Origin of the sequence: Kitasatospora sp. NPDC051914, assembly GCF_040680995.1 — a bacterium.
Classification (GTDB): Bacteria; Actinomycetota; Actinomycetes; order Streptomycetales; family Streptomycetaceae; genus Kitasatospora.
Genome location: NZ_JBFAXX010000042.1, coordinates 24,037 through 37,360, shown reverse-complemented (window position 1 = coordinate 37,360; position 13,324 = coordinate 24,037). Strand labels below are relative to the sequence as shown.

At 72.3% G+C, this 13,324-nt stretch carries 12 protein-coding genes; 9 read left to right on the top strand and 3 right to left on the bottom strand.

Features of this window, described 5'->3' with window-relative positions; translation table 11 throughout:
- The first annotated feature begins 13 nt into the window (after window positions 1-13).
- A complete protein-coding gene (gene sigK / locus AB0M03_RS25745; RefSeq protein ID WP_363494753.1) occupies window positions 14-628 on the top strand; it encodes an ECF RNA polymerase sigma factor SigK in 615 nt (204 codons plus the stop codon).
- 337 nt (window positions 629-965) lie between these two features.
- Window positions 966-2,006: a MerR family transcriptional regulator gene (locus AB0M03_RS25740; RefSeq protein WP_363494751.1), complete on the top strand. Its 1,041-nt coding sequence runs from the start codon at window positions 966-968 to the stop codon at window positions 2,004-2,006.
- 254 nt (window positions 2,007-2,260) lie between these two features.
- Here the strand turns inward: AB0M03_RS25740 and AB0M03_RS25735 are convergent, their stop codons facing one another.
- On the bottom strand, window positions 2,261-2,851 hold the full coding sequence (locus AB0M03_RS25735) for an NAD(P)-binding domain-containing protein (RefSeq protein ID WP_363494749.1): 591 nt from the start codon (window positions 2,849-2,851) through the stop codon (window positions 2,261-2,263).
- Between the two features lie 23 nt (window positions 2,852-2,874).
- The gene (locus AB0M03_RS25730; RefSeq protein WP_363494747.1) at window positions 2,875-3,657 is read right to left on the bottom strand and encodes a type 1 glutamine amidotransferase domain-containing protein; all 783 of its coding nucleotides are present in this window, start codon (window positions 3,655-3,657) and stop codon (window positions 2,875-2,877) included.
- 92 nt (window positions 3,658-3,749) lie between these two features.
- Between AB0M03_RS25730 and AB0M03_RS25725 the strand changes: the two genes are divergently transcribed.
- The 4 genes from AB0M03_RS25725 to AB0M03_RS25710 all read left to right on the top strand — a co-directional run bounded on the left by AB0M03_RS25725 (window position 3,750) and on the right by AB0M03_RS25710 (window position 7,470).
- Entirely contained in the window at window positions 3,750-4,568 is an 819-nt protein-coding gene (locus tag AB0M03_RS25725; RefSeq protein ID WP_363494745.1) for a MarR family transcriptional regulator, read from the top strand.
- Window positions 4,565-5,230 carry a TMEM175 family protein gene (locus AB0M03_RS25720; protein WP_363494743.1) on the top strand — a complete coding sequence of 222 codons (666 nt, stop codon included), beginning with the start codon at window positions 4,565-4,567 and terminating at the stop codon, window positions 5,228-5,230. Before AB0M03_RS25725 ends, AB0M03_RS25720 begins: the two co-directional genes overlap by 4 nt.
- A 133-nt stretch (window positions 5,231-5,363) precedes the next feature.
- Window positions 5,364-7,049 (top strand): glycosyltransferase family 4 protein, encoded by a 1,686-nt coding sequence (locus tag AB0M03_RS25715; protein WP_363494741.1) that lies wholly within the window; start codon window positions 5,364-5,366, stop codon window positions 7,047-7,049.
- A gap of 181 nt (window positions 7,050-7,230) precedes the next feature.
- Window positions 7,231-7,470: a hypothetical protein gene (locus AB0M03_RS25710; protein ID WP_363494739.1), complete on the top strand. Its 240-nt coding sequence runs from the start codon at window positions 7,231-7,233 to the stop codon at window positions 7,468-7,470.
- A gap of 606 nt (window positions 7,471-8,076) precedes the next feature.
- Here AB0M03_RS25710 and AB0M03_RS25705 read toward each other — a convergent pair.
- Window positions 8,077-8,322: a hypothetical protein gene (locus tag AB0M03_RS25705; protein ID WP_363494737.1), complete on the bottom strand. Its 246-nt coding sequence runs from the start codon at window positions 8,320-8,322 to the stop codon at window positions 8,077-8,079.
- A gap of 571 nt (window positions 8,323-8,893) precedes the next feature.
- Between AB0M03_RS25705 and AB0M03_RS25700 the strand changes: the two genes are divergently transcribed.
- The 3 genes from AB0M03_RS25700 (at window position 8,894) to AB0M03_RS25690 (ending at window position 12,921) form a co-directional block, all read left to right on the top strand.
- Window positions 8,894-9,280 (top strand): hypothetical protein, encoded by a 387-nt coding sequence (locus AB0M03_RS25700; protein ID WP_363494735.1) that lies wholly within the window; start codon window positions 8,894-8,896, stop codon window positions 9,278-9,280.
- 141 nt (window positions 9,281-9,421) lie between these two features.
- The gene (locus tag AB0M03_RS25695; protein ID WP_363494733.1) at window positions 9,422-10,855 is read left to right on the top strand and encodes a glycoside hydrolase family 43 protein; all 1,434 of its coding nucleotides are present in this window, start codon (window positions 9,422-9,424) and stop codon (window positions 10,853-10,855) included.
- Between the two features lie 77 nt (window positions 10,856-10,932).
- A complete protein-coding gene (locus AB0M03_RS25690; protein ID WP_363494731.1) occupies window positions 10,933-12,921 on the top strand; it encodes an autotransporter-associated beta strand repeat-containing protein in 1,989 nt (662 codons plus the stop codon).
- The last annotated feature ends 403 nt before the right edge of the window (window positions 12,922-13,324 follow it).

Genomic DNA, 13,324 nt, shown 5'->3' with positions numbered 1-13,324 from the left:
GCAGCTTGAATGCGTGACAGCGCTTGCAACGCCCCGACCTCCGACGACGTCCTCCCGCCGATCGGCTCCTGGGAACGCCGAGGACCTGTGCGACCTGGTGTCGGCCGTCGCATCCGGCAGCGAGGCGGCCTTCGCGTCGTTGTACACCGCACTGGCGGGCCCGGTGCACGGCATTTCGCTGCGCGTCCTGCGCAATCCCGCACACGCCGAGGAGGTGACGCAGGAGGTGCTGCTCGAGGTGTGGCGGACCGCCGCCGCGTACCGGCGCGAGCGCGGTTCAGTGATGACCTGGGTACTCACCATCGCGCACCGGCGTGCCGTGGACCGCGTCAGGGCGGTGCAGGCGGCTGCCGATCGCGACCTGCGGGCCATCGCCGAACGGGCGGTGCCGCCGGGTTGGGACTCGGTCGAGGGGACGGTCGAACTGGCCCTGGACAGCGAGCGGGTGCGGACCGCCTTGGCCGGCCTGAGTGCCGTCCAGCGGGAATCAGTGGTGCTGGCCTACTACGGCGGTTACTCACAGCGCGAGATCTCGGAGGCCCTCTCGCTGCCCCTGGGTACGGTCAAGACCCGTATCCGGGACGGCCTCATCCGGCTGAGGGCCGCGTTCGACGGCGGTGCGGGGTGAGCGGCATGAAGGCGCGGCCGCGACGTACCGGTGCGACCGCGGGGCAACCGGGCCCCACGATCTACGCTTCCCGGAGCGGTGGCACCGCCCGAAGAGGCACCGCCCATACGGAACATGACGACGGAACACGGAAGAACGCCTTGGCTCCGACGCTCCCGCACAGCGGTCCTCCGGCCTTCACACCGGCCACCGGAACGACCCCGTACAGAGCCTCGACTCGCGTCAGCGCGTCCGACCGCGAGCCGACCGGCCCGACTCCGACGCCGTACGGCCGGTGCGCCCTGCCGGGCTCCACCGTGGTGGCGAGCCCGCCGGGCTCCGTGGAACGGATCGCGCGATGGTGACCTCCGTGCACGCGGACGAGCCGCCCGACCGCGAATCCGACCGGTCCGGACCGGTCCGACCGTCCATGCCCGTCGATGCCGGGATGCCCACCGGAAGTGTCGCCAGGCACCTGGGCGTGTCGCCCACCACGGTCCGCTCGTGGGAACGCCGCTACGGCATCGGCCCTTCGAACCGCGAGCCGGGGCATCACCGACGCTGGAGTCCCCACGACGTCGCCGTCCTCGAGGCCATGTGCCGTCTGACGGCACGCGGTGTACCTCCGGGCGAAGCCGCCCGGGCAGTCCTGAGCAAGGACGGGCCCGAGCGGCGGGACGCCCCGCCTCCCGCTGACGGGCCGAGCCGGGCCGACACCGGCGACGATCGCCGCCCGGGTGGCAGCCGTGCCCTCCGGGTCGGCGCGGTCCGGCCCGAGTGCCGCGGGCTCGCCCGGGCCGCCGTCCGTCTCGACGCGCCCGAAGTGGCCAGGATCCTGCGCGAATCGATGGACGCCCTCGGAGTCGTCGGCGCCTGGACGGAAATCATGATGCCCGCGCTGCGCGCGGCCGGACGCAAATGGGCCGCATCGGGAGAGCAGTACGTCGAGGTGGAGCACCTGCTGTCGTGGCACGTCTCCGCGGTTCTGCGCGACGCGGCCGTACGGCCCACCGCCAGACCGGTACTGCCCGTCGTCCTGGCCGCGATGCCGACCGAGCTGCACACCCTCCCGCTGGACGCCGTCGCGGCGGGGCTGGCCGAACGCGCCCTGCCCTTCCGGATGCTGGGCGCGGCCGTCCCGCCGCGGGCGCTGCTCGACGCGGTGCACCGGACCGGACCGGGCGCCGTCATGCTCTGGTCCCAGGACCGGCACACCGCCGACCATGCCCTGGTGCAGCGGATCGGGCAGAGCGTGTGGGGTGCCGCCGGCTCGCGCAGCCGGGCGCTGGTGCTGGCGGCGGGTCCGGGCTGGAGCCGCGCCCGCCCCCCAGCGGGTGCGGCCCGCCCGCGCGACCTCGCGAGCGCGCTCGACCTGATGGAACAGGCCTTGACCTTCTGAGCCGCCCCGGACGCAGCCCCGGTACCGGGGCGGCCGTCTCCGGCCGACCGGACGGGTCGGGGCCGCGGACCCTTCGGGAGCGACGACCGCCCGGCTCCCACCGGCCCCGATGCGGGACGTCCCGCCCACCGCGTCGATCACTCCCTCCTCCCTCTGCACCGAAACGCGCGCCGACAGCAGTGCGCCCGCCGCCCTCGAACGGGCCGGCGGGCGCGAAGCCGTCAGGCGGGCGACAAACGCACCCGCGGCCCTCGTCAGCGTTCGAGGGTGTGGAAGGCGAGGTGCCGGCCGCGGCCCTGGCCGACGGCGAGGGCGAACCACAGGCGCAGGACGCCGTCGACGGTGTCCTGTTGCCCTTCGCCGAGGTACTGCGGGCGCAGGCCGACGGCGGTGATGAGGGCGTCGAGCACGGCCCGGTCGGATTCGGGGGCGGAGTAGAACATGTCGGCGGGTGTGCCGTTGAAGTCGGGGTCGGCGAGGTTCTCGCCGCCGAGGGTGTTGAAGGCACGGGCATAGCGGGCCTTCGGGGCGTGGCGGGCGACGAGGTCGGCGTGGTGGGCGACGGGGCCGGTGATGTTGTTGGCGGCGTCGACGACGAGTTTGCCGGCGAGGGCGTCGCCGTGGGCGGTGAGGAGTTCCTCGACGGCGGTGGTGGGGACGGCGAGGACGACGGTGTCGGCGTGGGCGACGGCGTCGGCGACAGTGGTGGTGGCGGCGCCGCTGTCCTGTGCGGCGGCGTCGGTTTCGGGGGTGCGGGAACCGAGGACGGTGGGGTGGCCGGCGCGGGCGAAGGCCCGGCCTAGGGTGCCGCCGATGAACCCGGTTCCGATGACCGCGACGTTCACGGGTGTTCTCCTTCGGGTGCGGGTCAGGCGCCGATGGCGGCGATGACCGCCTGGGCGACCTTCCGGCCGGAGTACTGCTGCTGGCCGGTGATCAGGCGGCCGTCGCGGACGGCGAAGGCCTTGAACAGGCCGGCGCTGATGTAGTTGGCGCCGCGTTCGCGCAGGGCGTCCTCGACGCGCCAGGGCATGATCCGGACGCCTGCGGCCCGGTCGCCGTAGTCCTCCTCGATGTTGGAGAAGCCGGTGACGGTGCGGCCGGCGACGAGGGGGGCGCCGTCGGCCAGGTCGCAGTCGACCAGGGCGGCGACGCCGTGGCAGTAGGCGGCGACGACCTTTTCGGCCTCCCAGAAGGCGCGGACGGCCCGGTGCAGGGTCTTGTCGTCGCGGAAGGTGAACATCGGGGACTGCCCGCCCGCGATCAGCAGGGCTTCGTAGCGGTCCGGGGCGAGGGCGCCCAGGGCGGGCGTGTCCTCCAGGAGAGCGGCGAGTTCGGGGGTGTGGACGAAGCCCATGGTGATCAGGTCCTCGGCGGCCCACTTCGAGGGGTCGCGGGGGTCGGACAGGGCGTCCATCTCCACTTTCCCGCCGGCCGGGGAGGCGATGGTGACCCGGAAACCGGCCTCGGTCAGCTCGTAGTACGGGTGGGTGAGTTCGGCGCCCCAGAAGCCCACGGGCCAATTGTTGTTGCTGCTGACGGTCGGGTTGGCCACGACGATCAGGACTTCGCGCGGCAGGTCGGTGCGGGAGTCCACCCGCATGTGGTGGTCGGGCGAGGTGGTGGCGACGTCGGCCTCGGTGTCGGACATGGCGAGAACCTCCGGACGGAGCGGGTCTCCGCAATCGTCTTGCTTGAGTCCAAGCAATCGGCCCGACGGAAGAATTCCCCTAATCTGGAGCCATGGCGGAAAGAGGCGGCGAATTCCGGGACAGCGTCGACGTCGTCCTCGAGCAGTGGCGGCAGGAGCGCCCCGACCTGCAGGTGGCGCCGGTGGGGGTGATCACCCGACTGGCCCGTGTGCGGACCCATCTGGACACCGCCCTGGCCCAGGTCTTCGCCGGGTTCGACCTCACCCCGGCCGACTTCCAGGTCCTCGTCAACCTGCGCCGCACCGGCACCCCCTACCGACTCGGCCAAGCGCGGCTCATGGACGCCCTGGGCCTGACTTCCGGGACCGTGAGCGTGCGCCTGGCCCGCCTCGAACAGCGCGGCATCGTGATCCGCGAACCGGACCCGGACGACAGGCGCAGCCACACCGTCCGCCTGACCGGCAAGGGTCTGGAGCTGTTCGACCGCATCGCCCCCCTGCACCTGGCGAGCGAGGACCTCCTGCTGTCCGCCCTCACCCCGGACGAGCAGGCCCGGCTCGCCGCACTGCTGCGCAAACTCCTTGCCTCCTTCGAACACACCGGGCCCCGCGCCCCCCACGTGTGGGGCATGACCCTCGAACCCGCCCGCGTCGCCCGCCGACGCCGCACCGCCGTCGGCCTGAGCGACCGCAGCGGCCTCCTCGTCGCCGCCGTCGCCCCCGACGGCCCGGCCGCACGCGCCGGGATCCGGCCCGGCGACCTGCTCACCCACCGCGACACCGTCGAAGTGCGCACGTGGGAAGACCTGGCCCCCACCCGCACCGGCCCCGTGAACCTGCGGCTGCTGCGCGCGGAGCAGCCCCTCGACATCGTCCTCGCCCCGGCCGAACCCGCTTCGGAGACCCCATGACCAGCGAAGACCCGTCCGCGACCGACGGCACGGCGCACGCAGCGTACTTCAGCACCAACCGCCTCGAAGCGTTCAGCGACGGCGTCTTCGCCATCGCCATCACGCTCCTGGTCCTGGACCTGAACGTGCCCGAACCCGACACCCTCCACGACGAGTCCCTGATCGCCGCCCTCGCCCACCAGTGGCCCGCCTACTTCGCCTACCTGGTCAGCTTCCTCGTCATCGGCATCATCTGGATCAACCACCACGCCATGTGCGCGCTCGCCCGCCGGGTCGACCGGCGCACCCTGTTCGTCAACCTCCTCCTGCTGCTGACCGTGTCGGTCATTCCCTTCCCCACCCGGCTGCTCGCCACCTACCTCACCGCCGACAACAGCGACGCACACACCGCGGCCGCGATCTACGCCGCCACCATGGTCGCCATGGGCATCGCCTTCTCCCTGCTCTTCCTCGCCTTCACCCGCGACGCCCGCCTGCTCCACGAACCCGTCCCGCCCGAGGCGCTGCGCGCCGCGATGCGCCGCTTCAGCATCGGCGGCCTGTGCTATCTCGCCACCGTCGGCCTGGCCTACCTCAGCCCAGTCGCCATGCTCGCCACCCACGCACTCCTCGCCCTCTACTACTGCTTCGACCAACTCGCTCCCGCCCGCCGCCCACGCTGACCCGGCAGCAGAGGGCCGGGTGGACGGCGGGAAGGCGTCCCAGTGGCGCCGGGCCGCCGGTCGAGTGCTTCCGTGAGGTCCGGTGGCTCGGCGAGTTGCTCCACCCGGTCGAGTGCATGCCAGGACCCGGGAGTTGCGGACGCGCCTGCTCGCCCTGCCGCCGTACGAGGAGGCGGCGTTCCTCCTCGACCTGGCGGAGGCGCACGGGCTGCAGCCGCTCCGGGCCGGCGAGGTCGCGCGGTGGACGGCCGGTGACAGGCGGGTGCGGCACGCCGCGCTGCGGTACCTGTCTGGCGTCCCGCGCGGCGCCGCCGTCCTGGCCGCGGTGCCGCCCCGTAACGGGGACGTCTACGAGGACCTGTTGTGGTCGGCGTCCTGGCACCGGCGGGATCCTTCGGCGCCGCAGGCCGCCGCCTTCCGCGATGCGGTCCGCCGACTTCCGACGGCACCCTCGGGCGGGCCGGTGGTGGCCCAGTCCATGCTGCTCGGCGGTCTGGACGAGCCCGGCGTGGGAATGAGCGGCGGGATGAGCGTGCTGCTCTCGGCGCTGGGTGACGCGCTCGCGGCCACCGGCCGCATCTCGCGGGTGCTGACCCTGGTCGCCGTCGGTCGGCCGGTCCTGCGCGACCGGTCCGCCGGTCTGGTGTCGCCCCTCGGCACCGGGCACTGGCAGGTCGGGATCCCGGTGGACGGCGACGGGCCGCCCGACCCGGCGGCCATGGCGGCGCACCGGCCCGCGGTCTCGTGGTGGGCTGCGCGCCTGCTCGCCCTGCCGGGTGCGAGGCCGCGGATCGTCCACGTGCGGTTCGCGGACGACGGCTCGCTGGCGGTCGCCGACGCCGCCCGTCGCTGCGGCGCCCGTCCGGTGTTCACCGTGACGCCCGATCCGCACCGCACGATGGCCGAGCGTCACGCGGGCCTTCCGGTCCGTGCGGAGACGGAGGCGGCCCGGGCGCTCCGCGCCGACCTGCACCGCGTCTTCGTCGCGGACCGGCTGGTCGCCCGTGCCGGTCTTCTGGTGACCATCCCCGCGCGGGCCGGCACGGGCGACCTCGCCACGCACTTCCCGCAGCTCTCCGGCGGCACGCAGGTCCGCCGCGTGGAGGTGCCGGAAGGGATCCCGCCCTTCGTTCCCCGGCCCGGCGACACCGAGCTGGCGGACGCGATGACGGCCCGGCTGTTCGCCGGCGGCGGCCGGCCGGACGGGCTCGACCCCGAAGACCGGGATCTGCGGCTGCTGCTGTGCGTGGGGCGCCTGCACCCCGTCAAGCAGCAGGACCGGCTCGTGGAGGCATGGTTGGACACCGGGCTGTACCGGTCGACGACGCTCCTGCTCGTCGGCGGGTCACCGGGCCGCGCCACGGCCGTGGAGGCCGGTGTGCGCGCCGCCGTCGCCAAGCTCCTCGCCGGACAACCGCTCGGCCGGCGGCGGGTCGCGCTGTGGCCCGCACTGCCCAACCGGCAGGTGCGCGTCCTGGAGCGGGCACTCGCGGACGGCCGGGTCGGCTCGGCCGTGTACGTGTGCCCGAGCGCCAAGGAGGAATTCGGCCTGGCCGTACTGGAGGCCATGGACGCCGGTCTCGCCGCGGCCGGGCCGGAACGCGGCGGAGTGCCGCACTACATCAGGCACGGTGTCAACGGCTTCCTCCTGGACACCGGTTCGAGCGCCGCTCTGGGCGCCGGCTTGCTGTCGGTGTGCGCCACACCGCAGCCGGAACTGGACGCCGTGGCCGCGCGCGCCCGACGGACCGTTGGACGCGGCTACTCGGTCGATGCCATGGCCGGGGTGCTGGCCCGGGCGTACACGGAAGTCGTCTGACGCCCAGTGCTCCTCCTTGTGCCGGTCCGGGCGTTGCGGGCCGTCCCGCCCGCTCACCGGGGACGCGGATCCGCCGGGCACGGAGGCATCGCTGCGACTCGGTGCAGGACCGCTGCGAGTACGGGCCGGTGGAAGAGCCGCCGATGGTGGGAGGCAAGGACTTCGCGACGAGGAGCAGATCATGTCTGTCATTCGGAAGCTTCACGAGGCCGGCCTGACCAGCGAGCACGCCTACACGGCCGCATTCGCGTCGATCGGCCTGTCGCTGCTCAGCTGGGGCGTCTCGATGAAGGCGGAACAGGCCGGCGTGGAACGGGCCGACCGCTGGGGCATCTTCATCGGCGAGTGGGCGCCGACGTTCTTCGCCCTCGGCCTGGCCCTGGCGAACCACGAGAAGCCCGCGACCACCGCGTTCGGGTAGGCCGGTTGCGGACGGCCCTGCTGCGGGTCACCGGCCGGGACCGGCTTGCTCGCCGCTCCCGGCCGTGTCATGCGCGCAGCGTGATTCCGGACGGCAGGAGCAGCGGTCACAGGTCAGGGTCTCGAGGATCGGGTGCGGGCCGCCGTCGCGGTCCGTGCAGGTGTCGATCGAGGTGAGAGCGGCTCCGCACCCCGGCGGTGAATCAGCGACCGACCGCCTCAACGGGCCGGCAGCTCCCGCCGCCCGGAATCACGCTGCGGCAACGGGATCGGCCCGGCCGCGCAGCAGGAGCGGCCGCGGGCGCCCGGGCGGGGGGGGGGACGGCTGGTGAGGTGTCGCCGGTGGGCGGTCGGAGTCGTCACCGGTCTGATCCGTTGTCCACGGCACCGCTGATCGTTCCGGCTCGGTCCCGCCGACGGACCGCGGTCGGCGTCCACGAACCCCGCCGCGCCTCAGCCGTTGTCCGCGGATGGTCCACCCACCGTCCCAGCCCGGGCCGATGAGTGCGCCGTCGAACGGCGCCATCGCGCCGGCCCGGGACGTTTCCCCGAGGGCGGGTGGTCACGAAGGACCACGCCACCGGCGGCATGGTGTGCGCCTCCCGCGTCACGGCCGACGGTCCGACGCGGGACGTGTGCCGGGCCCGCCGGGGCGCGGCCTCGTGCCGGTGAAGACCGGCCGGCCAGCGCACGTGGCCCTGCTCCGGGCGAGGTGGGGCGGCCGGCCGATGCGTCCCATCGCCTCGGCCAGCCTCTGGAGGAGGGCCTCGTCGGCGACGACCTCCAGCACCGCCAGGAGCACATCCACCATGAAGCCGTCCCCGGCGGCCACCGCCCGGAGGATCTGTTCCACCAGATCCTCCGGCCCCGAACCGTGCATACGGGCGGGAGTCATCCCCTACGCCCCGCCTTGTCAGCCGCCCCCGTCGGCCCGCCACGCACGAAACAGCACCGGGCCGCGTCCTTCTGCGGTGGACCACCGCAGTACGCCCGTCGGCCGTCCGGTCGAGGGGCGGTGGTGAGCTGCACACCGGTCATCCGGGTTCCTCCGCTGCCTCCGTCTGTCGCACATGCGGCCGTGACCCTACTGCTTCGTAGCCGAGGCGCCTGCGGATGGCGCCACGGGCCGGCCGTGCTCACGCGGCGCACGAAACGGAGGCCACACAGCGGCCGTACAGCGTCCGGCTCGGTCGGGCTGTGGGGTATCGAATGCTCCGCGGGCACATCGACCGGCCGCACCACCGCAACCTGCTCGGCGAGGTGGCCGACTCGCCCGTCGCCACTTGCTCCGACGGCATGCTGGGAGTACCTGACCGACTGGCCCTGGCACGATGATCGCGTGCCGTTCACCGAGGTCTCCGTTGTTCAACGGCTCGGGCCGGCCGGCGACACGATCCTGGCCCGGGCAGCCGGGGTTCTGCCAGTTGGAGAAGCGCGGACATGTGGTTCGCGAATGGGCCGAACTCGGCGTCAGGGAGACGCCCGAGGGCAGCGGCACCGACGTGACCTGGACCGGGGAGCTCACGATCTCCAGGCGGGCACCAACGAAGTGCTCCCGCATGGCCGCCCGCGCCAGAACTGCCGGTGTGGACGTCGCCCTGGACATCACCGCCGACGTACCCCATGTGTTCCAGTCGTTCGCCGGCCTCCTCGACGAGGCGGATCAGGCACTGGACCGCGGCCCTCTTCCTGACCCGGCCCATCCGAACCGCCGGCCAGGCGACCTGAGCCCGGTCGGCCGACCGGCCGTCAACTCGGGCCCGAACCAACGGATTCAGAAGACTTGTGCGCGACCGGTCAAGATTGGGTAACGGCCAACCCGACTTCTTGCCCACTGAATTGTTAGCGTTAACACTCTTTCAAGAACGAAACGGCGACGCCACCTCCGGTTCAGCCCGCACCGTTGCCCGACCCACCCACCCGGTGGCACTGCAGATCGACAGGAGACGTCCATGTCCGCGCTTCGCGCACGGCTGTCGGCGACAGTGCTCGCCGTCTGCCTGCTCTTCACCGGCCTGGCCTCGGCCGTCCCCCAACGGGCCGCGGCCGCCGGTCCCGGCTACCTGATGGTGCACTTCACCGGGGACGGGGCGGCCGGTCAGCAGATGTACCTCTCGCACAGCACGGACGGCGTGCACTGGAACGACCTCAACGGCGGCGGGATGGTCCTGCGCTCCACGGTCGGCACGCAGGGCGTGCGCGACCCCGCACTGGTGCGCTCTCCCGACGGGAGCCGGTACTGGATCATCGCGACCGACCTGTGCATCGGCTGTGGGCAGAACTGGGACCAGGCCGTGAACAACGCCAGCCGCAACCTGGTGGTGTGGGAGTCCGGCGATCTGGTCACCTGGTCGCAGCCGCGGCTGCTCAACGTCGCCGGCGCGATCCCCGACGGCCGCAACGCCTGGGCGCCCGAGGCGATCTGGGACCCGGCGACCAACGACTACGTCCTGTACTGGGCGACCAACGCGACCCTCAACGGCGTGCTGAAGCACCGCATCTACGCCGCCCGCACCTCGGACTTCCGTACCATCACCACCCCGCAGGTGTACATCGACCGCCCCGGTACCCAGAACGTCATCGACACCCAGATCATCGAGGTGCCGTCGGGCGTCGGCAACTTCCGCTACGTGCGGGCCTCCGGTGACGGACAGATCACCCTCGAGGGCAGCAACTCGATCCTCGGGACGTGGACCAACCTCGGCAACCTCTCCGGCATCGGCCTCACCGGCTCCCAGGTCGAGGGTCCGATGTGGATGAAGTTCAACGGCACCAACAAGTGGGCCCTCTACCTCGACCAGTACGCCAGCGGCGGCGGCTACATGCCCGTCCTGACCGCCGACCCGTCCAACCCGGCCGTCTACCAGCGGCAGGCGTCGAGCGACTACAACATGGGCGGCACGAAGAAGCGCCACGGCTGGATCCTCAACCCGACGGCCGCCGAGGAGAGCCGCGTGCTCGCCCGCTGGCCCAGCACCCCCGCCCAGCGGCTCCAGTCGTTCAACTTCCAGGACCGGTACGTGCGGCACACCGACTTCGACGTGCGCATCGACCCGAGCGTCAGCCCCGCCGACGACTCCCGGTTCCGGCTGCGGACCGGCCTGGCGGGCTCCGGCACCGTCTCCTTCGAGTCGGTGAACTTCCCCGGGTACTTCCTGCGGCACTCCAACTTCGACTTCCGGCTGGCCTACAACGACGGCAGCAGCCAGTTCGCCCAGGACGCGACCTTCCGCCAGGTCGCCGGACTCGCCGACTCCACCTGGTCGTCGTTCCAGTCCTACAACTACCCGGACCGCTACATCCGGCACTACGCGTACGAGTTGAAGCTCGACCCGATCACCACCGCGACGGGACGCGGTGACGCCACCTTCCGCGTGACCAGCTGACCCGACCGGGTGCCGGCGCCTCCGAGGAGCGCGCCGGCACCGCCTTCTTTCTCCGCCCGCACCCAGGAAGCACCCCGATGAAACGTTCATGGCATGCACTGCTGGCGTCCGCGATCGTGGCGGCGACGACCGTGCCCGTGGCCCTGGCGCCGGCCGGCGCCGTGGCGGCCGACGGTGACATCACCTCGTCGATCCTCGCCAACAGCGACGTGGTCCTCGGCGGAAACGCCGTCGTGAACGTACCGCCCGGGTCGCACACCTACTCGGGGGTGATCAGCGGGCGGGGGTCCTTGCGGGTCTCCGGCACGGGCACCTTGATCCTCACCAAGGACAGCACCTTCACCCTGCCCGGCTCCCAGCAGGGCCAGTCCGTCAGCATCCCCGGCGGGAACCACCCCTATGTGGTCGTCAACAACCCCGACCGGCCTGCGATCACCGTCGACGCCGGCGCCACCCTGCAGTACGGCAACGGCGGAACCACCGGCCTGATCGGCGCCTTCCCCTACAACTCGCCCGGCTACCAACAGAACCAGGACAACATCCGGGTCGACGGCACGCTCAACCTGTCGCTCACGCGGCTGTTCAACCTGGGCACCATCAGCGGCTCCGGGACGATCTTCCAGCCCCGCAACATGTGGGGCACGCTCCAGCTGTGCGGAAGCAGTCCCTTCTCCGGGGTGTTCGACATCGGTACCGGCGCCAACTACGGCAGCACCACCTGCGCGGCCGACCTGCCGAACGCCAAGGCCGTCCTCAACCGCGGCTCGTGGATCATCGACACCCCGCTGAACCGGACGGTCGTCCAGCGCCAGAACTTCTACAGCCGCGAGTACGGCAACGACGTCAACGTGCACTCCCGGCCCGGCAGCAAGGTGGTCCTGACGGGCACCTACAGCTACAGCGACAACACCGGCACGGCCTCGCCGGCGCTGAGCGACGGCAAGCTCAACCTGGTGACGGTCCATCACAAGCTGAACAAGCGCGGAACCAACATCGAGGGCGCCGACGTCCGGTGGGGGGACGGCACCACGCACCAGATCTTCATGCCGGGCACGGCCGAGACGGCGTACATCAACCTGCACGCCAGGTCGCAGCGCTCCCGGCTGACCTTCGACTACAACGGCCCGGTCACCCTCGGCCTGCCCATCGGCGGGGGGATGTACCACGACACCCTCGCGGCCCCAGGGGCGGGCGACATCGTCATCGCCGACACTCCCGGGAACGACGTCACCTTCGCCGCCGCGCAGTTCTACGACGGCTCCACCACCATCCAGCGGGGTGCCACGCTGCGCTTCGGATCCGGGACGGCAGGAGCGGACGGGAGTCTCTACACGAAGGGCGCTCTCGACGCGATCAACGACGAGGGCTCGCTGATCATTCAGAACGTCCGGACGCCCGTCACCCTCCCGGCGGTCTCCGGCTCCGGATCGGTCACGCAGAACGGCACCGCGACGACGACGCTGACCGCCGCCTCCTACACCGGCGCCACCACCGTGGCCAAGGGGACGCTCGCGGTGGCCGGTGCCTCGCTCGCCTCGTCCAGCGGGGTCGCCCTCACCGGTGCGTCCGCGGTCCTCGACCTCGGTGCGGCGAAATCGACGACGCTGCGCAAGCTGGAGGTCGTCACGGGCGCGAAGATCATTCTGCCCGGCGGGGTCCAGAGCTTCACCGTGGGCTCGCAGGACGCCGCGCTCTCCGGCGACACCCTCAGCGTGGGAGGAGCGGCCTTCTCGGTCGCCCGCAGGGCCGGTCACATCGAGCTGACGGCCACGACGGCGGCCACCGAATCCGCCTCCCCGTCGGCAAGCTCCACGAACGGGGCCCCGGGCCGGGCCGACCCTTCGACCCCGGCGGGGTCCGCCGACAGCACGGCCGCCCGGGCGGGCGGTACGGCCTGGGGGACGCTCGCTTCGGTCGCGGCCGCCCTGGCGGCCGCGACCGGTCTCGTCCTCCTCGCCCTCAGGATTCGGCGCAGACACGGGCCCATCGACCGCCACCGCCCGCGCGGCCACCGGCACCGGCCCACCAAAAGCACTTCGCACGGGGACGATCGAAGGCGGCGCTGAGCGCGCGGTACGTGGCCGAGCAGACAGACAGGGCGACCGCGGACCTCGTCCAGACCGGGTGGGAGCCGCTCGCCGACCACCCGGGTGTCCACCAGGGCCGGAAGGCTCTGCACGCGGTGTGCGGACAGATCCGCTACCCCCTCCTCGCCGAGATCCGGGCGAGTGAGGTGTGCTGCTCGGCGTGCAACGGGTCGGTGCGAGGCACGCCCGAAGCCGTGCCCACAACCTCCGGCCCGCTCAACGTGCCCCGGTAGCCCTGACGGGACTCAACCGGCTGTAGGAGAGACTGCGGTCAGCAGCCGCCAGTAGGTGAGCACTCTGCGGGCGGAGCCATCACGAGTTCTGGTGCGAGACCGTGCCTCTGCTGGTCGGCCGGGAGGCCTGTCTGCTGATGGGATGGCGT

Bases quoted from the DNA above. Each gene is read 5' to 3' on its own strand.
- AB0M03_RS25740 (WP_363494751.1), top strand. From the start codon at position 966: ATGGTGACCTCCGTGCACGCGGACGAGCCGCCCGACCGCGAATCCGAC.
- AB0M03_RS25720 (WP_363494743.1), top strand. From the start codon at position 4,565: ATGACCAGCGAAGACCCGTCCGCGACCGACGGCACGGCGCACGCAGCG.
- AB0M03_RS25730 (WP_363494747.1), bottom strand. From the start codon at position 3,657: ATGTCCGACACCGAGGCCGACGTCGCCACCACCTCGCCCGACCACCAC.
- AB0M03_RS25690 (WP_363494731.1), top strand. From the start codon at position 10,933: ATGAAACGTTCATGGCATGCACTGCTGGCGTCCGCGATCGTGGCGGCG.
- AB0M03_RS25710 (WP_363494739.1), top strand. From the start codon at position 7,231: ATGTCTGTCATTCGGAAGCTTCACGAGGCCGGCCTGACCAGCGAGCAC.
- AB0M03_RS25695 (WP_363494733.1), top strand. From the start codon at position 9,422: ATGTCCGCGCTTCGCGCACGGCTGTCGGCGACAGTGCTCGCCGTCTGC.
- AB0M03_RS25725 (WP_363494745.1), top strand. From the start codon at position 3,750: ATGGCGGAAAGAGGCGGCGAATTCCGGGACAGCGTCGACGTCGTCCTC.